Source organism: Caballeronia sp. HLA56 (genome assembly GCF_054655155.1).
Map to the genome: position 1 here is coordinate 474,201 of NZ_BAAHOB010000003.1, position 16,547 is coordinate 490,747.

The following is a 16,547-nucleotide window of genomic DNA, read 5'->3' on the forward strand; positions in this document are numbered from 1 at the left end:
CTGACGCATGCGCAATTGACTTGTTCTTGGCTCGGCATCCACGAATCAGAAATAAGCCCTTAATTCAGGTGAATGCGAATCACTATCATTACACAAAGGCCGAAATATTTGGAAAGAATTTCACAATTCCAGGGAACTTTTTCCGAAATGGTCAGGCGAATGTAAGGGTGCGTACAGTGCCTGTACTAGATGCGTAAGAAGCAAAACGCCCGCAACGCGCGGCGCTGCGGGCGTGAATGCGGGCCAATCAGCGACGGCATCCTTTTTCGAGAACGATGGTTTCGAACAACTCATAGTCCGCGGTGGGCGTCTGGTCCGCGCCCGGCGCGTGGTAGTAGTTCATCGTGATCGATGTCTTGCCGCCATGCTCGCCCGGATCGAAATCGAAAACGGCGATGCCGTAGCCCGTGCCCGTATCGCGTTGCGCGGACCAGATGGCGTCTTCCACCGCATCCGCTACGGGACGCACGAACGTGCCCGCCGTCGCGCCCGGAATGGGCCGGTTGCGTTTCGTGAAGACCTGCGCTTGCGGATTGCCCGTGCCCGCATCCGTGCCGTAGACGTCGAGCGGCGCGCTGGTGCCGCCGCCGCCGAGAATCAGATGGACCGTGCCGTGCGAAGTATCGATAGGATCGTTCGCGCGCTGCGCTGTCATCACCGGACGCGGTTGCAAGGTGTCGACGCGTTCGCCCGTCGTCGCATCGCGGCCTGCGTGATGATTGCAACCGCGCACGGGATGGCTGCGCTCGTAATCGTGATCGTGGCCGCACAGCACGAGGTTCACGCCGTATCGGTCGAACAAGGGCAGCCATGCTTCGCGAATGCCCTTGTCGGAGCCATTGCCCGTCTTCGACGAACTCAGCGCGTCCTGATGCATCTGCACGATGATCCAGTCGATGTCGTCGTCGCGCGACGCATCGCGCAGCGTCTTTTCGAGCCAGCGCGTCTGCTCCCCCTGACTGTAGCCGCGAATGTAGAACGACGTGCCCGGTTCAATGGCCGGATTGCCCGTGCTCGCGGCAGGCACGAGCGGAGCGGGACCGGCGACGAATGCGGCGGCATCCTGATACACGACGTCGTCGGCATCGAGCGAAACGAACAGCACCGAACTCACGCGGAAGCTATACCAGCGCCCCGGAAACTGCGTGCCGTTGTCGGGCAACGTGTAGCGCGTGAGATAGGAATCGAAGCCCTGGCGGCCGTTGTTGAACTCGACTTCGTGATTGCCCGGACAAGGCATCCACGGACGATTCGCGGCAGAGACCTGCGCGTTATTGCCGAAGTCGCGCCACACTTCAGGCTGATGAGCGGCGTTGAGATTCGCGTAGCAGAGATCGCCGTTGAGCAAGTGAAAGAGCGGGTCGAAACGTTCCACAGCTTGCACCGCGAAACGGCTTTGCGGCGACGACAACACCCAGCCCGTGTTCGGCGTCGCGAGGTCGCCATAACTCGTGAAGCGGAACTTGCGACGGCCGCGCGGCGCCGTGCGAAAGCTCGCGCTGAAAGGCTGGGCCGCGTTGCTGTCGTTATCGGCGGTGACTTCGTAGTGATACGTCGTGTCCGGATGAAGGTCGCCAAGACGCGCATGATACGTGCAGACAATCTCGCCGTTCAGACCATCGGTATAAGTGCGTTGTACGCCGTGAATCACGCTTGCATGACCTTCGTGCGTTCTGATGCGAACACGCGGATGCACGGCCTGCGCAAGCGATGCCCAGCTCACGACGACTTCGCGCGTCGGGTCTTGGCCCCAAGTCAGATGCACTTGTTCGGGCGTGCCATCCGGGCCGGGCGATGCCGCGTTCGCCGTCGCGCTCATGACATTGGCCGCGGTGGCTATGCCGGACGCACCGGCGAGCTTGAGAAAGCCTCTGCGCGATGCAATAGATGCGGAGTCTTGCGGGTTCTTCGTTACCATGGACGGGCCGTCTCCTCGTTTGATCAGGACGCGATGTGTCCGGAGACATTATTACTATCGGTATGACCCGGCTATGACAAACGGCCTGCACGACCGGCTTAGGTGAAAACAGGAGCGAAGAATGGCAAGCAACGAGTACGTGGTGTTCAAGGGAAAGGTAAGGCTTGGCGTTCCCTTTCTGGACGGTTACAAAGGCGACCCGCACTATGTGATCGTAAGCGACGACGAGAAGGGCAACGAGTTTCGCATCGTCACGAACGTGAAGTCGGATAGCTCGCTGACGGGTCCTGCGGGTTACCTCGTGTTGTATGTGCTGAATCAAAACTTCGACAACGCGATCACGGCAGACCTCGCGAAACTGAATGCGGGCGTCACCACATCGAGCTTTCCGAAACTCGACTACGTGCACGAAGAAGGCCTCGTCGATCTAAGCGCCATGCGTCCGATTCCGCTCGACACGGCAAGCGAGCACAACGACATCAACGCGCTCGTCAACGAGATGCTGCAGCTCGATATGTCAGCCGATCCGGTGAACTATGTTTATCCGACGCCGAGCTACAAGGATGAACGGCGCGGCTGGAAACCAACGAAGGACGTCACGGTTTATGGTTTCGGCTTTCTCTTTCAGCCGGGAGAAGACGGGCTTCACGAGACGCATATGAATCAGGGCAATCCAAAGCCCATGAAGGGTAGCCACGTGAAGGATCATTCGAATGAAAACGGTGTGTCGCAGGATGGTGCCGTGATCGTCGAAGTGGATGGCAAGTATCAGGCGCTCTTCGTGGCGTTTCAAACGCAACTCGTGCCGACAGATAATCGCGGCTTTCCGATTCCGGGCGAGTCGCATCCCATACTCGACTGAACTCAGCATGCGAATTCATCCTGCCATACCGATCATCCGCATCTTTGCCGTCGATCGGGCCAAGGAGTTCTATCTCGACTTCCTCGGCTTCACGCTCGAATGGGAGCATACGTTCGGCGAGAACTTTCCCCTCTACGCGCAGATCAGGCGCTCGGACCTCACGTTGCACTTGAGCGAGCATCATGGCGATGCAACACCCGGTTCGACCATCTTCGTGCCGATGGAAGATATCGATACGTTGCATCGCGAGCTGGAAGCGAAGGCGTATCGATATGCGAAGCCCGGCGTCGAAACGGTGGACTGGGGACGCGTGATGGAAGTCGCCGATCCGTTCGGCAATCGCATTCGGTTCTGCGAACTGGCGAAGAACTGACGGCAATCCCAGGCTACACGGCCAACGCCGCCACGATCACTTGCGGCAGTGCGAGCAAACGCTGCGGCGCGAGCAGCAGCTTTGCCTCGCGGATGCCTGCGCCCATCACGATGCGCTCGCGCTCCATCACGGACGCTTCCACGAGCACGGTCATCGACTCAGGCAAGCCAAACGCGGTGATGCCGCCGTACTCCATGCCCGACAACTCCGTGGCCGCTTCGCGCGACGCGAACGAAATACGTTGCGCGCCGAGTTCGCGTTTGACCGCACCGTTCACGTCGAGCCGGCGCGTCGCCAGCGTGACGATAGCGGCGAACTGTTCGCCTCCGTCCTTCTTGAAGCGCACGACGATGGTGTTCGCGCAGTCGTCGAGATCGATACCGAAGCGCGCGCTGCAGGCGGCGGTATCGGAGGCGTCGTCGGGCACGCGAAACACATCGGCGTTTGCGCCGTTCAGCGACGCGAGCACGGATGCGGGCAGGCGCGCGGCCGCTTCGTCGGCGGACATGATGTCGAGATTCAGAGCGTAATCGGCTTGTGGCGTGTTCATGAGCGTTCGATAAAGAGGCTTCAGGCAAAGGCCCGAAGTGCCGAAAAAAAGCCAAGCGTAACCGAATCCAGTGAGCCGCGCAGCGCTGCAACCATGCTGGAAGCATCGACCGGATATACTTGTCCCTCGTGGAATCGAATGCGAACAGGCAAGCAAGCCGCGTTCGCGCTCGAAAAGATATCTTTGTTCAGGGGCTGGAATGAGTCGATCGACGGTCACGTACCGGGGCTATGAGCTGGTTATCAAGAACGCGTCCAACGGTGTGGCGCAATGTTGGGCGTGGAAGGATCAGAAGGCCGCGTTCAAGGAAACCGGAGAGACGCTCGACGACGCCGAACGCACCGTGCGTGCGGCGATCGATGCGGAAATGGGACCGGCGACCGGCGCGGGAGATGCGGCAGTGGACGCCTACATCGCGGCGTTCAAGGCTATCTTGCCCGTCAGCGAAGGGCAGCGGAAGATGCTCGTCGCGCACTATCAGGCGCCCGCGCGCACCATCACCGCCATGCAGTTGGCCAAGGCCGCGGGCTATGCCAGCTATCGCGGCGCCAATGTGCAATACGGCAATCTGGGCAAGCTCATTTACGAGCAGCATCCTGTGGACCTGCCGCGCCGTCCGCGCGACAACTCGCTCATCTTTACGTATGCCATAGCCGATCCCGGCGCGGTGGCGGCTGGCAGCGTGCTCGAAGGCTATACCGAAGAGCACGAAGCCGAATGGAGCTGGCCAATGCGCGCGGCAGTCGCACAAGCGCTGGTCGCATTGGGCATCGTGAAGGCCTGAGGCACATGACCCAAGCATGATCAAACTCTGCCTGCTCGATTTCGACGGAACGTTGTGCGCCACGCATGACGCAATTCGCACCTGCATCGAATTGACCTTCGATCATTACGGTGTGGAGCGGCCCGATGCCGCGCGCGTCGAGCACGTGATCGAAGCGGGCGTGGTCATGTCCGAGGCCATGCGGCAGCTCATGGGCTCGCGTCTGAGCGTGGCTCAAGCGGATGAATGGGCGGCCACGTATCGCGCGTATTACGTCGAACGTGGACTGCAACATACGCAGCTTTTCGCCGATGTCGAACGCGTGCTCACGGAGTTGCAAACCTTGGGCGTTGCCCTGGTGATCACGAGCAACAAGGCGGAAGCGTCGGTGAAGAAGGCAATCGATCATTACGGGATCGCCCACTTCTTCGACATGCTCGTATGCGACCCGCCCGGCTTGCCGAAGAAGCCGGATGCGGCGTGTTACGAGCAACTTATCGCGCCTCGCTATCCGCATGTTCCCCGAGGTGAGATTGCCGTCGTCGGCGACACGCAAGCGGATCTGGGCCTTGCGCGCAACATCGGCGCCATTGCTTGCTGGGCCGCGTATGGCTACGGCGACAAGGCGCGTTGCACGGCGATGGAGCCGGATATCGTATTGCAGGGCTTCGGTGAACTGGTTGAGAAGCTGAAAGCTTAAGCGCGCGATGAACCTCGGGCGAAGCCGCGCGCATCGCCCAAGTTTGCCGATTTTCGATAACTCCCCGGTTTTTGAGCCGCTAGGATTGCCTTCGACGAGGCCTTCCAAGAGCGAGCCGCCCATGAGCTTTACCGAAACGATCGGCGTGCGCACCTACCGCTTCGCCGACCTTAAAACCCTGCTGGCAAAGGCAAGCCCTTTGCGCTCGGGCGACCAACTTGCGGGCGTGGCCGCAACGAGCGAGGAAGAACGTGTCGCCGCTAAACTAGCGCTGGCGAACGTGCCCTTGCAAAGGTTCCTCGAAGAACCGCTCATTCCCTACGAGCAGGACGAAGTCACGCGGCTGATCGTCGATGAACACTCGCGCGAGGCCTTCGCGGACATCGCGCATCTCACCGTCGGCGATTTCCGCAACTGGCTCTTGAGCCACACGACCGATACCGCCGCGCTCGAACGCATCACCTTTGGTCTCACGCCTGAAATGATCGCGGCCGTGTCGAAGCTGATGCGCAATCAGGACCTCATCGCGGTTGCACGCAAGCGGCCGGTCGTGACGCGCTTTCGCAATACCATTGGTTTGCCGGGGCGCATGTCGGTGCGTCTGCAACCGAATCATCCGACCGATGACGTGAAGGGCGTCGCGGCATCCATGCTCGATGGCCTGATGTACGGTTGCGGCGATGCCGTCATCGGCATCAATCCCGCCAGCGACAATCTTGCCGCGATCACGACCCTGCTCGTGATGATCGACGAATTTCGCGAGCGCTTCGGCGTACCGACGCAGTCCTGCGTGCTCACGCATGTGACCAACACGATCACGGCCATCGAGAAGGGCGCGCCTGTTGATCTCGTGTTTCAGTCGATTGCGGGCACCGAAAAGGCCAATACGAGCTTCGGCATTTCGCTCGCGTTGCTGCAAGAATCGTTCGAAGCCGCGCGCTCGCTCAAACGCGGCACCGTGGGCGACAATGTGATGTACTTCGAGACGGGACAAGGCAGCGCGCTGTCGGCGAACGCGCATCATGGCGTCGATCAACAGACCTGCGAAGTGCGCGCGTATGCCGTCGCGCGCAAGTTCGAACCGCTGCTCGTCAACACGGTGGTCGGGTTCATCGGTCCCGAGTATCTTTACGATGGCAAGCAGATCATGCGCGCCGGTCTCGAAGATCACTTTTGCGGCAAGCTGCTCGGCGTGCCGATGGGCTGCGACATTTGCTACACCAATCACGCCGAAGCGGACCAGGACGACATGGACAGCCTGCTCACGTTGCTCGGTGTCGCGGGCATCAACTTCATCATCGGCGTGCCAGGCGCGGACGATGTCATGCTCAACTATCAAAGCACCTCGTTTCACGACGCGCTCTATGCGCGCGAAGTGCTCGGCCTGCGCCGCGCGCCCGAGTTCGAAACCTGGCTCGAAACGATGCAGATAGCCAATGCGCGCGGCGCATTGATCGATTCGGCGACGCGTCAGCCCTTGCTCGAAGTATCGCGCGAATGGATGGGGGCCGCATGAGCGATACGCTCGTCAAGAACCCGTGGCAGTCGTTGCGGCAATTCACGAACGCGCGCATTGCGCTCGGCCGCGCGGGCAGTGGCATGCCGACCGAACCGTTGCTTGCGTTCAATCTCGCGCATGCGCAGGCGCGCGACGCCGTGCATCATCCCCTCGATGTCGACGCACTTCGCGCGCGTCTTGCCGATGCCGGCTTTGCGAACGTCGTCGATGTGCATAGCGCGGCGCCGGATCGCGCGCATTATCTGCGTCGCCCCGACCTTGGCCGCCGTCTCGCCGATGAAAGCCGCGCAATGCTCGACGCAACGTGTGCACGAGACCATGACGTGCTCTTCGTGATCGCGGACGGCTTGTCGGCGTTCGCCGCATCGAAGCAGGCCGTGCCTTTCTTGCAGGCGATTCTTTCGAAACTCGACGACTGGAACATCGGACCTGTCGTGATCGCCCGGCAAGGACGCGTCGCGCTCGCCGACGAGATCGGCGAAGTAATGCGCGCGCGTATCGTCGTGATGTTGATCGGCGAACGGCCGGGCCTGAGCTCGCCGGACAGTCTCGGCATCTACGTGACTTACGCGCCAGCGGTAGGCCGCAGCGACGCCGAGCGCAACTGCATATCCAACGTGCGTCCGGAAGGTTTGAACCACGACGCGGCCGCGTACAAGCTGCATTATCTGCTGACGCATGCGCGTCGTCTGGGCCTTACTGGCGTCGCGCTCAAGGACGACAGCGACGCAGCTATCGCCGCGAAAGAACCACTGACGTCGATTGCGTGCCACGCCTGAACGACATACTTCATTTTGGCGATCTATATTCGTCCCATGAGAAGCGAAGCGAGACCATCCAAGCCGAATGCTGACGCGCCGCGCGGTCCGTGCGTGCATCGGCTCGTCTCGCACGATGCGGACGAGCAGGCGGGCAATCTGCGCGGCTGGCGGCAGGTCTACGATCAGTTGAGCGCCGGACGCTTCGTCGGCACGCTTGCCGAGATCGACTTCGACGACGTGCAGTTGTTTCGCGAGACGACGAGCCAGACCTTGCGCCAAAGCTGCGAAGTGCCGGTCGATGCGTGCTGGTTCGGCATCCCGCTCTTGCGCGATGGCGCCGGGCGCATACAGTCGCGCGCCATCGATGAAAACGCGCTTGCGGTTCGCCCGGGCGGCGTCGAGTTCGAACTGTTGACGCCGTCCGGCTACGAAATTCTCGGCGTGGTTGCAACGCATGATGCGCTGCGCCGTCATGCCGAAGACGTCGAGCATATCGATCTCGAATGCGCCACGTCGCGCGGTGAGATCGTCGTCGTGGGTGCGGGAGAACGTGCGCGACTCGCGGCATCGCTCATGACCATGTTGCGAGGCGAAATCACACCGACCGAGTCGATGCGCTCGTCCTTGTTGTCGTGGCTCTTCGAGTGCGGCGCGCTGCAATGCTGCGAGCCGGTCGCGCTGCCCGTGGCCTCGCGTCGTCATGCGATCGCAACGCAAGCGCGTCACTATGTGCTCGAAAATCACGACCGCGCCGTGAACGTGCCCGAACTGTGCACGCATCTGCATGTGAGCCGCCGCACGCTTCAATACTGTTTTCAGGAAGCATTCGGCATGGCGCCGAATGTCTATTTGCGCGCCATACGCCTCAACGGTGCGCGACGTCAGCTACGACATGCCGGTGCCGCGCAAAAGACGCAAACCGTTCAGGACGCTGCCGCTGCATGGGGTTTCTGGCACCTCAGCCAGTTCGCGCTCGACTATCGCAAGCTTTTCGGCATGCGTCCTTCGGAAACGCTCAACACCGCAACCGCGCGAGCTCACGGCTTTGCCACGATCGACAGATAGCGCGCCGGCATCTTGACGCCATAGCATGCGTGCGGCGTGGCTGCATCGAAATACACGCTGTCGCCTTTTTCGAGCATGAGCGGTGCGTAGTCGCGCATCATGAATATCAACGAGCCATCGGTGACGTAGATGAACTCCTGTCCGTCATGCGCCGAGAGCACATGCTTGCCGGTATCGGCACTGGCTTCGATGAGCGTCGGCTCCATCGACTTCGTCACGAGGTCCGCGCCGAGCCATTCAAAGATACCGGTGGAGGTCGGATGCTTCACGCCATGACCCGCGCGGCTCACTGCCCGACAGCCTTGCGCAAAGGACTTTTCGTTGCCGCCGACCATGTCGGGCCAACGGATATCGAGCGCCTTCGCTAGCCGCGACAACACCGAATAGGTCGGCGATATACGGCCATTCTCGATACGCGAGATGGTCGAGATCGCCACCGACGACAACTCCGACAACGCCGCGAGCGTCATGCCCCGCGCGTGCCGATGATGCGCGATGGTCTCCCCGGGACTCGCTTCGCTTGTTTCTTCAACAGGCGCGGGTGCGGGCGCCGCCTCGGCTTCCGGCTTGCGCTTGGGCTTGCGCACGACCGCCGCCTTTGCCGCAGGGCTCGTTCTCTGCGCCGCCTTCCGCGGGCGATTTTCTGTTTGCATGGTGTCTCTTGTATTCGTTCGATATGCGGGGAGCCGCCACTTCGCCATCACGACATGGTGACATAAGCGCCCGGCGTTTGCATGTTTTTGCGTATATGAAAAAGTTTTTCTTGACCATCAAATTTTAGCTCAATACGATGGTTTTCATGGTTTTGCATATACGCAAAAACCGCCGACGTTACCCGATCAATCCATTCAGGAAGGGCTGACCACCATGTTCGACGATCCTCTCACCCACGCCATCGACGCACTCAAGTCATCCCGGCGAGGCTTTCTCAAGACGGCGGGCTACGGGGTCGTCGCGGGACTCGGCGCAAGCACGCTCGGTCGCGCGGCACTCGCCGCACCGACGCTCGCGCCGATCAAAACCGTGCGTCCCGGCTATCTGACCGCTGCGTGCCTCGGCGACATGCCGATTGCATCCGTGCGCGACGGCAAGCTCGTGGGAACGGACTTCGACATGCTGCAGTTGATCGCCGAGCGTCTGCAACTGAAGATCGACGTGCAGCAGATGACCTTTTCCGCTGTGATCGAAGCGGTAAAGTCGGGCCGCGTGGACTGGTTCGGCGGCAACTTCGCGTGGACGCCGATCCGCGCCAAGCTGTTGTTGCTCACCGATCCCGTTTTCTACACGGGCGCCTACGTCATCATGCGGCAAAACCAGACGCAGAAGAGTTCGCTCGCCATCGCGGACTTGAGCGGGCACACCATCGGCACGGCGACGGGTTATTCGGTCGTGCCCGACATGAAGAAGGTTCCGGGCATCGTCGAAGTGAAACTGTATGACGGTATCGACTCGTGCTTGCGCGATGTCGTCGCGGGGCGTCTCGACTTTGCCGTGCTCGACGCGCCGACCGTGGACTACATGATCCAGCAGAATCCGTCGTGGGGACTGAAACAGATTCCCATCGGTTTCGACGCAGCGTACCCCAGCCTCACGGGCAAGTTCGCGTCGATCTGGGGCGTGAGTCCGGACAAGAAGGATCTGTTCGACGGCATCAACGAAGGCGTGCGCTGGCTCTGGCGCACCAACCAGATCAAGCCGATTCTCGCGAAGTACGGGATCGATAATCCCGACTACTTGCAGCCGTTGCCGACCGACCCGCGCACCGGCGTGGACCGCGACGCGAAGGGCGCGCTGATTGGCCCGTTCGCGCACGATTCGCGGGACTTCAGCAAAGCCTTCGCCTGAAGGCCAGATCATCATGGGACACCGCGATATGTCTGCGACGCTAAGCGCCACTCCTTCGGTCGATACGCGCATGCTCGTGCGTATCGACGGCCTGCACAAGTCCTTCGGCACGCATCATGTGTTGAAGGGCATCGACCTCGATGTGATGCCGGGGCAAAAGGTGTCGCTGATCGGACCGAGCGGCTCGGGCAAGACCACGCTGTTGCGCTGCGTGAACTTTCTCGAGACGCCGAGCGCGGGGCATATCTTCATCGACGGCGCGGCTATCGGCGAGCGTCGTCACGGTAACGGCTGGCAAGCGATGTCGGGCCGCGAACTCGCCGCCATGCGCGCGAATATCGGCATGGTGTTCCAACGCTTCAACCTGTTTCCGCACCTGAGTGTGATCGACAACGTCCTGCTCGGACCGCGCAAGGTGCAGAAGCGCAGCGGCCGCGAGTTGATCGACGAAGCGCGTGCGTTGCTGACGAAAGTGGGCATGGACGAGAAGCGCAACGCGTTTCCCGATCAATTGTCGGGCGGCCAGCAACAACGCGTGGCCATTGCGCGCGCGCTCGCCATGAAGCCGCGGCTCATGCTTTTCGACGAAGCGACTTCCGCGCTCGATCCCGAGCTCGTGGGCGAAGTGCTCGGCGTCATGCGCAAGCTCGCGGACGAAGGCATGACGATGATCATCGTGACGCACGAGATGCGCTTCGCTGAAAGCGTGTCCGACAAGGTCGTGTTCATGGCCGATGGCAAGATCGTCGAGGAAGGACCGCCACGGCAGATCTTTCACGATGCAAAGGTCGAACGCACGCGCGCGTTCTTGCGCGCGGTGCTGGAGCACTGACATGGCGCTTCTCACCGCGTGGGCTCACAGCCTGCATTTTCTGCCGTATTTCGTGCGCGTGTTGTGCGTGAGCGCGGTGACCACCGTGGTGCTGACCGCGAGCGCGTTCTGCGTGGCCTTCTTGCTGGGCTTCGTGATCGCGCTCATGCGGTTGTCGCGCAGTGTCGTGTTGAAGGCGGTGGCGAACGTCTATCTCGAACTGTTCCGCAACGTGCCCTTGCTGACGCAGTTGTTCGTGCTGTACTTCGGGCTCGAACGGATCGGCGTCACGCTGCCCGCATTCGTGGCCGCAACGCTCGGCTTCGGTCTCAACGGCGCGGCGATTCTCTCCGAGGTGTTCCGTTCGTCGATCAACGGCGTCGACCGAGGCCAACGCGAGGCGGCGCTTGCCATCGGCATGACATGGCCAATGGCGCTCGCAACCGTCGTGCTGCCGCAATCGATGCGGCTCGCCTTGCCCGCGCTCGCCAACTTCGCCATCGGGCTATTGAAGGATACGTCGCTCGCTTCCGCCGTCGCGGTGCCGGAACTCGTGTTCCGCGCAAGGATGCTCGTGAGCGAGACATATCAGACCAACCTCATCTACTTCATCGTGGCGATCATCTATCTGCTGCTGAGTCTGGCGTTGTCGCGTCTTTCGACAGCGACCGAGCGCGGACTCGGCAAACCGAGGGCGGCGCTGTCATGAACTATTCCGAACTTTGGTCTTCCATGCACGACGAGCTGTTTCAGGCGGCATGGGCAACGCTGCGTCTGGCGCTTGGCGCCATCGCTATTGGCGTCGTGCTCGGGATGGTGCTCGCCATCGTCAGGATGGGCAGTCGTGGCATGGCCGCGCGTTTAGCACGTGTCTATATCGAAGTGTTTCGCGGCACGCCCGCGCTCGTGCAACTCTTTCTCGTGTACTTCGGCTTCGTTGCCATTGGCATTCGCTTCGATTCGTATCAGGCCGCCGTGCTTGGTCTCGGCATGAACGCCGCCGCGTATTTCGCGGAGATCTTTCGCGCGGGCATCGAAGCGGTGCCACGCGGACAAAGCGAAGCAGCCGCGAGCATCGGCATGACGAGCGGCGCGGCCATGCGCTGGGTCGTGCTGCCGCAAGCCATTCGGCTGGTGCTCGCGCCTTCGGGCAATGTCGCCATCTCGCTTCTGAAGGACACGTCGGTGGCCTCGCTCATCGCCGCGCCCGACCTCATGCTGCGCGCTCAGGACTTGAGCTCGCAGTATTTCATGCCGTTCGAAATCTACGTCACCGTAGGGGCGTTCTATTTCGTGCTGTGTTATCCGCTGTCGCAATTGATGCGTCATATCGAGCGACGTCAGCCTGCTCACGGCTGATACAGCGGTCTTTCCCAACCAGAGTCTCTCAAGACAGAACAGAAGGAGTAAGTGTATGCGCAAGGTCATCGAAACCGGCTTGCCCAACGGAAGCGCGCCGGTCGAATGGGCGACCGTCTCGAACGGCACGCTCTACACGGCGAGCATTCCCATTCGCGCGGACGGTTCGATCGAGGATGGCGACATCGCCACGCAAGCCGAACTGACGTTCGCGAATCTCAAGCAGATCGTCGAGTCGGCGGGCGCGACCATGGACGACGTCACGCAGGTGCAGGTCTTTCTCACGGACAAGAGCTATTTCGAAGGCATGAACGAGGTCTATCGCCGCTTTTTCACGAAGCCGTATCCGAACCGCGCGACCATCATCGCCGATCTCATGGTGCAAGGCGGCAAGATCGAAATCCTGGCTCATGCCGATGTGAGCAAGGTTGCCTGATGAAGCATGTGATCGTCATCGGTGCGGGCATCATCGGGACGACGACCGCGCTCGCGCTTGCGGGCGCGGGCTGCCGCGTCACCGTGATAGACAGCCGCCGTGAAGCAGGCCTGGAAACCAGCTTCGCCAACGGCGGCTTGCTCGCGGCCAACAGCGCGTTGCCGTGGTCTTCACCCGGCACGCCGATGCAATTGCTTAAATGGCTCGGCCGCGAAGATGCGCCGCTTCTGCTGCGGCCTCGCGCAATCCCCGGTCTCGGCATGTGGGGCGTGCGCTTTCTGGCCAACTGCCGCGCGGCCAAGTACCACAAGACGGCTGCGACGCTCACCGCGTTCGGTCAGCAAAGCCTCGCGGCCATGGAGCGTCTGCTCGGCCAGAAGCGCATAGACGCGGGCATCCAGCGTGGCGGCCTGCTTGAACTGATTCGCGGCAAGGACGCCGAGCGGCGCGCGGAATCGTTCGCGCGCATGCTCGAGCGCATGGGCGCAAAGGTCAGGCGACTCGATGCAGCGCAAAGCGTGGCGCTCGAACCATCGCTTGGAGGCATTGCACATAGCATTGGCACGGCGCTCCTGCTCGAATCCGATGCGTGGGGCGACGCGCATGCGTTCAGTGTCGCGACCGCCGCCGCAGCCGAACACGAAGGCGTGACGTTTCGGTGGGGAAGCGCGGTGAGCGGTATCGACCTGCAGCGCGGTTCTGTTGCCGGCGTTCGTCTTGCCGACGATTATCTGAGCGCGGATAGCGTCGTGATATGCGCGGGCGCGATGTCTCCGTCGCTCGTCGGCCCGCTCGGCGTGCGCCTGCCGATGGCGCCCGTCAAAGGCTATTCGCTTACGCTCCGTGCCGACGAACTGGGATTTCTGCCGCAACGGCCTATCGTCGACGATTACGAGCATATCGGCGTAACGCCGCTCAAGGACATGCTGCGCGTGGCGGGCACCGTCGAATTCGATGGCTTCGACAAGACGCTGCGGCCCGGTCGCGTGGAGAACCTGAAACGCGCGCTGACGCGGCTTTTTCCGCAGATCCGGATGCCTGCCGAAGTGCGGCCCTGGTGCGGGCTACGGCCCATGGCGGCAGATGGATTGCCGATCATTTCACCGACGGCGGTGCCGCGTCTTTTCGTTAACACGGGACACGGCGCGCTCGGCTGGACGCTTGCGTGCGGCTCGGCGGATCTCATCACGTCGATGATCACGAGCCGGAGCGATGCGCGCGGCACGCCGTTCAGTCTCACGCGCAGCTTCTGGTGAAACGAAGCGCGATAATCAAGTCAATGCAAGAGGGCAAGTCATGTCGGGTGAGGGAAGACGCGAAGTCATCGTGATCGGTGCGGGCGTGGTCGGCGTTGCGTGCGCGCTGTGGTTGCGAAGAACGGGTCTCGACGTGTTGCTCGTCGATAAGGGCGAGATAGCGGGCGGCGCTTCGTTCGGCAATGCGGCCACCATTGCGGACTACGCATGCACGCCCGTGCCGCAGCCGAAAATCTGGGGCGACATTCCCGGCTTGCTGTTCGGCGCGGACTCGCCGCTTTCCATTCGCTGGTCGCGCCTGGGAAGCTATGCGGGATGGCTCGCTGCGTTTCTCGGGCAATGCAACCGGCGCGCTTATGTCGCCAATAGCGAAGCGCTTGCGTCGTTGCTGCATGGTACGCACGAGGGATATGCGCCGCTTCTCGAAGACAATCCACACGCTGAGTCGTTCATTCGGCGCGATGGTTGTCTCTACTCTTATCGCACGCAAGGAGCGTTCGAGCGCGCCGCGGGCGATATCAAACTGCGTGGCTTGCTGGGCATTCGTCAAGAGGTGATAAGCGCGGCCGAACTCACGCAACTGGAACCCGTCATGCAGCAGCGCACGGTGGGCGGCGTGCTATTTCCTGCCGCGTGCCATCTCGTCGATCCGCAAGGCTTCGTGCAGGCGCTGGCCAAACCGCTGATCGACGAGAAGCGTTACGCACGCATGGAGGTCAGCGATATTTCGAGCAGCACCGCGGGCATCTGCCTGCGTTCCGCTGCCGGCGAAACGCTACACGCCGACAGAGTGGTGATTGCGGGCGGCGCATGGTCCGCGAAACTCGCGGCGCAAATGGGCGATTCCATCCAGCTTGGCGCGGAGCGCGGTTATCACGTCGAGTTCCTGCTGGATAAGCCGATGTTCACGCGGCCGACTTGCGTCGTTGAGTCGAGCTTCTATATGACGCCGTTGCGTGACCTGCGGCTGCGTGCTGCGGGGACTATCGAGTTGAGCGGGATCAAGTCACCGTTGAACCCTTCGCGCACGGCGTTCATCGAACGAAGCATCCGCCGCAACGTGGATATCAAAGCGCCCGTGTCCAGTAGCTGGCTCGGTATCCGGCCGACCATGCCGGACTACTTGCCGGTGATCGGACCATCTTCGGCGGACAAGCGCGTGATCTACGCGTTCGGGCATCAGCATCTCGGCATCACGCTGGCGGGAACCACGGGCGACATGGTCGCGCGATTGATTCACGGCAAGAGTCCCGGCGCAATCGAGCGCTTCTCCGCGGACCGTTTTAAATAATCGATACTGCCGCCGCGCGCGTCTTACTTCGCTCGACGTCTGCGCGTAGTCCCCCACGGCGGCGTCTCGAACGATTGCACCACCCAGTCGATGAACGCACGCGTTTTCGCGGCCGCATGCTTGGAAGACGCGCGCACCACGCTGAGTTGTTCGCCCGCGTCCACCTTCCAGCCGGGCAGCACTTGCACCAGCTCTCCGCTCTGCAATTCGCGGCAGACGAGCCAGTCCGTCCCATACATGATGCCGACGCCTGAGCGCGCCGCATGCAGCACGGCATCGATCTCATCGGTCGTCATTCTCGCGTTGATGCGAATGGCGCGGTGCATGTCGTCGCGTTTCAGATGCCATACCGGATGCGTGGAGAGCCGCGAAAAGCCGATGCATTCATGGCGCATCAGGTCTTCGGGCTTCGTGGGACGTCCGCGCGCGGCGAGATAATCCGGCGATGCGCACAGTAAGCGCCGCATGGTCGCAAGCGGCCGCGCGACAAGCCGGCTGTCTTCCAGTTTGCCGATACGCACGCCTACATCGAAACGTTCTTCGATCAGATCGACATAACGGTCCGTGTACGTGCATTCGACATCGAGCGAGGGATAGCGCGCAAGGAACTCCGGCATGCGCGGCGCAATCCACATGCGCCCGAACCCTGCGGGCAAGCTGATGCGCAAGAGTCCGCGCGGCGTCGCAGCTTGCGAGCGCGCTTCGTCTTCCGCATCGCGCATGATGTCCCACGCTTCGCGCACGCGATCGCGATAACGCGTGCCTGCTTCCGTCGCCGATACGCGGCGTGTGGACCGTTCGAGCAAACGAATGCCAAGACGCGTTTCCAGTTCCGCGATACGTCGGGAAATGACCGAGCCGTCGCGCCCCAACTGGCGGCCTGCCGCCGTAAAACTCCCGGTCGCGAGCACCGCGAGAAACGCCTGAACCTGATCCGTTTCGATGCCGTTCATTGATGCACCCCACGCACGAATGTTATGCCGTATGGGTCGATTATAGAGGCGCGTCTTCGCTAGCATGACCTCTGTGCTTAACGAA

General features: G+C 61.6%; 18 protein-coding genes. 14 read left to right on the forward strand and 4 right to left on the reverse strand.

Annotation, left to right across the window (positions count from 1 at the left end; all coding sequences use genetic code 11):
- Window positions 1-247 precede the first annotated feature (247 nt).
- Window positions 248-1,918 (reverse strand): purple acid phosphatase family protein, encoded by a 1,671-nt coding sequence (locus ACYQ47_RS14110; protein WP_459905729.1) that lies wholly within the window; start codon window positions 1,916-1,918, stop codon window positions 248-250.
- Window positions 1,919-2,039: 121 nt separating this feature from the next.
- Between ACYQ47_RS14110 and ACYQ47_RS14115 the strand changes: the two genes are divergently transcribed.
- Window positions 2,040-2,780, forward strand: coding sequence for a DUF2278 family protein (locus tag ACYQ47_RS14115; protein ID WP_250493880.1), 741 nt, complete (start codon window positions 2,040-2,042; stop codon window positions 2,778-2,780).
- Between the two features lie 7 nt (window positions 2,781-2,787).
- On the forward strand, window positions 2,788-3,153 hold the full coding sequence (locus ACYQ47_RS14120; protein WP_250493881.1) for a glyoxalase superfamily protein: 366 nt from the start codon (window positions 2,788-2,790) through the stop codon (window positions 3,151-3,153).
- 13 nt (window positions 3,154-3,166) lie between these two features.
- Here ACYQ47_RS14120 and ACYQ47_RS14125 read toward each other — a convergent pair whose 3' ends face one another.
- Window positions 3,167-3,703 (reverse strand): YbaK/EbsC family protein, encoded by a 537-nt coding sequence (locus ACYQ47_RS14125; protein WP_459905730.1) that lies wholly within the window; start codon window positions 3,701-3,703, stop codon window positions 3,167-3,169.
- A gap of 199 nt (window positions 3,704-3,902) precedes the next feature.
- Between ACYQ47_RS14125 and ACYQ47_RS14130 the strand changes: the two genes are divergently transcribed.
- The 5 genes from ACYQ47_RS14130 to ACYQ47_RS14150 all read left to right on the forward strand — a co-directional run bounded on the left by ACYQ47_RS14130 (window position 3,903) and on the right by ACYQ47_RS14150 (window position 8,511).
- Window positions 3,903-4,487: a hypothetical protein gene (locus tag ACYQ47_RS14130; protein ID WP_244831137.1), complete on the forward strand. Its 585-nt coding sequence runs from the start codon at window positions 3,903-3,905 to the stop codon at window positions 4,485-4,487.
- 16 nt (window positions 4,488-4,503) lie between these two features.
- Window positions 4,504-5,166, forward strand: coding sequence for an HAD family hydrolase (locus ACYQ47_RS14135; RefSeq protein WP_309964631.1), 663 nt, complete (start codon window positions 4,504-4,506; stop codon window positions 5,164-5,166).
- A 121-nt stretch (window positions 5,167-5,287) separates the two neighbouring features.
- Window positions 5,288-6,682: an ethanolamine ammonia-lyase subunit EutB gene (locus ACYQ47_RS14140; RefSeq protein ID WP_459905731.1), complete on the forward strand. Its 1,395-nt coding sequence runs from the start codon at window positions 5,288-5,290 to the stop codon at window positions 6,680-6,682.
- Window positions 6,679-7,464 (forward strand): ethanolamine ammonia-lyase subunit EutC, encoded by a 786-nt coding sequence (gene eutC / locus ACYQ47_RS14145; RefSeq protein ID WP_250493888.1) that lies wholly within the window; start codon window positions 6,679-6,681, stop codon window positions 7,462-7,464. Before ACYQ47_RS14140 ends, eutC begins: the two co-directional genes overlap by 4 nt.
- Before the next feature lie 36 nt (window positions 7,465-7,500).
- The gene (locus tag ACYQ47_RS14150) at window positions 7,501-8,511 is read left to right on the forward strand and encodes a helix-turn-helix domain-containing protein (protein WP_310391158.1); all 1,011 of its coding nucleotides are present in this window, start codon (window positions 7,501-7,503) and stop codon (window positions 8,509-8,511) included.
- Here the strand turns inward: ACYQ47_RS14150 and ACYQ47_RS14155 are convergent.
- Complete coding sequence (locus tag ACYQ47_RS14155; RefSeq protein ID WP_244831142.1) at window positions 8,484-9,098, reverse strand: helix-turn-helix domain-containing protein; 615 nt, start codon at window positions 9,096-9,098, stop codon at window positions 8,484-8,486. The genes ACYQ47_RS14150 and ACYQ47_RS14155 overlap by 28 nt on opposite strands.
- Window positions 9,099-9,378: 280 nt before the next feature.
- On the opposite strand from ACYQ47_RS14155, the gene ACYQ47_RS14160 reads away from it, so the two are divergent.
- Genes ACYQ47_RS14160 through ACYQ47_RS14190 form a run of 7 tightly spaced genes read left to right on the forward strand, consistent with a single transcriptional unit; the run spans window position 9,379 to window position 15,509 of the window.
- Window positions 9,379-10,356, forward strand: coding sequence for an ABC transporter substrate-binding protein (locus ACYQ47_RS14160; protein WP_244831143.1), 978 nt, complete (start codon window positions 9,379-9,381; stop codon window positions 10,354-10,356).
- Window positions 10,357-10,369: 13 nt separating this feature from the next.
- Window positions 10,370-11,188, forward strand: coding sequence for an amino acid ABC transporter ATP-binding protein (locus ACYQ47_RS14165; RefSeq protein ID WP_459905732.1), 819 nt, complete (start codon window positions 10,370-10,372; stop codon window positions 11,186-11,188).
- 1 nt (window position 11,189) lies between these two features.
- A complete protein-coding gene (locus ACYQ47_RS14170; RefSeq protein WP_244831144.1) occupies window positions 11,190-11,876 on the forward strand; it encodes an amino acid ABC transporter permease in 687 nt (228 codons plus the stop codon).
- Window positions 11,873-12,526: an amino acid ABC transporter permease gene (locus ACYQ47_RS14175; RefSeq protein ID WP_309964645.1), complete on the forward strand. Its 654-nt coding sequence runs from the start codon at window positions 11,873-11,875 to the stop codon at window positions 12,524-12,526. Before ACYQ47_RS14170 ends, ACYQ47_RS14175 begins: the two co-directional genes overlap by 4 nt.
- Window positions 12,527-12,581: 55 nt before the next feature.
- Window positions 12,582-12,962 carry a RidA family protein gene (locus tag ACYQ47_RS14180; protein ID WP_244831146.1) on the forward strand — a complete coding sequence of 127 codons (381 nt, stop codon included), beginning with the start codon at window positions 12,582-12,584 and terminating at the stop codon, window positions 12,960-12,962.
- Complete coding sequence (locus ACYQ47_RS14185) at window positions 12,962-14,218, forward strand: FAD-dependent oxidoreductase (RefSeq protein ID WP_310391164.1); 1,257 nt, start codon at window positions 12,962-12,964, stop codon at window positions 14,216-14,218. Before ACYQ47_RS14180 ends, ACYQ47_RS14185 begins: the two co-directional genes overlap by 1 nt.
- A gap of 40 nt (window positions 14,219-14,258) precedes the next feature.
- Complete coding sequence (locus tag ACYQ47_RS14190) at window positions 14,259-15,509, forward strand: NAD(P)/FAD-dependent oxidoreductase (protein ID WP_250511722.1); 1,251 nt, start codon at window positions 14,259-14,261, stop codon at window positions 15,507-15,509.
- Window positions 15,510-15,532: 23 nt separating this feature from the next.
- On the opposite strand, the gene ACYQ47_RS14195 is transcribed toward ACYQ47_RS14190, so the two are convergent.
- Window positions 15,533-16,462: a LysR family transcriptional regulator gene (locus ACYQ47_RS14195; RefSeq protein WP_250511720.1), complete on the reverse strand. Its 930-nt coding sequence runs from the start codon at window positions 16,460-16,462 to the stop codon at window positions 15,533-15,535.
- Window positions 16,463-16,547: the final 85 nt, after the last annotated feature.

What these genes read in the sequence shown, in the direction of transcription:
- ACYQ47_RS14115 (WP_250493880.1), top strand. Translation starts at nt 2,040, where the DNA reads ATGGCAAGCAACGAGTACGTGGTGTTCAAGGGAAAGGTAAGGCTTGGC.
- ACYQ47_RS14175 (WP_309964645.1), top strand. Translation starts at nt 11,873, where the DNA reads ATGAACTATTCCGAACTTTGGTCTTCCATGCACGACGAGCTGTTTCAG.
- ACYQ47_RS14120 (WP_250493881.1), top strand. Translation starts at nt 2,788, where the DNA reads ATGCGAATTCATCCTGCCATACCGATCATCCGCATCTTTGCCGTCGAT.
- eutC (WP_250493888.1), top strand. Translation starts at nt 6,679, where the DNA reads ATGAGCGATACGCTCGTCAAGAACCCGTGGCAGTCGTTGCGGCAATTC.
- ACYQ47_RS14125 (WP_459905730.1), bottom strand. Translation starts at nt 3,703, where the DNA reads ATGAACACGCCACAAGCCGATTACGCTCTGAATCTCGACATCATGTCC.
- ACYQ47_RS14195 (WP_250511720.1), bottom strand. Translation starts at nt 16,462, where the DNA reads ATGAACGGCATCGAAACGGATCAGGTTCAGGCGTTTCTCGCGGTGCTC.
- ACYQ47_RS14110 (WP_459905729.1), bottom strand. Translation starts at nt 1,918, where the DNA reads ATGGTAACGAAGAACCCGCAAGACTCCGCATCTATTGCATCGCGCAGA.
- ACYQ47_RS14160 (WP_244831143.1), top strand. Translation starts at nt 9,379, where the DNA reads ATGTTCGACGATCCTCTCACCCACGCCATCGACGCACTCAAGTCATCC.
- ACYQ47_RS14165 (WP_459905732.1), top strand. Translation starts at nt 10,370, where the DNA reads ATGGGACACCGCGATATGTCTGCGACGCTAAGCGCCACTCCTTCGGTC.
- ACYQ47_RS14130 (WP_244831137.1), top strand. Translation starts at nt 3,903, where the DNA reads ATGAGTCGATCGACGGTCACGTACCGGGGCTATGAGCTGGTTATCAAG.
- ACYQ47_RS14150 (WP_310391158.1), top strand. Translation starts at nt 7,501, where the DNA reads ATGAGAAGCGAAGCGAGACCATCCAAGCCGAATGCTGACGCGCCGCGC.
- ACYQ47_RS14135 (WP_309964631.1), top strand. Translation starts at nt 4,504, where the DNA reads ATGATCAAACTCTGCCTGCTCGATTTCGACGGAACGTTGTGCGCCACG.
- ACYQ47_RS14140 (WP_459905731.1), top strand. Translation starts at nt 5,288, where the DNA reads ATGAGCTTTACCGAAACGATCGGCGTGCGCACCTACCGCTTCGCCGAC.
- ACYQ47_RS14185 (WP_310391164.1), top strand. Translation starts at nt 12,962, where the DNA reads ATGAAGCATGTGATCGTCATCGGTGCGGGCATCATCGGGACGACGACC.
- ACYQ47_RS14170 (WP_244831144.1), top strand. Translation starts at nt 11,190, where the DNA reads ATGGCGCTTCTCACCGCGTGGGCTCACAGCCTGCATTTTCTGCCGTAT.
- ACYQ47_RS14190 (WP_250511722.1), top strand. Translation starts at nt 14,259, where the DNA reads ATGTCGGGTGAGGGAAGACGCGAAGTCATCGTGATCGGTGCGGGCGTG.
- ACYQ47_RS14180 (WP_244831146.1), top strand. Translation starts at nt 12,582, where the DNA reads ATGCGCAAGGTCATCGAAACCGGCTTGCCCAACGGAAGCGCGCCGGTC.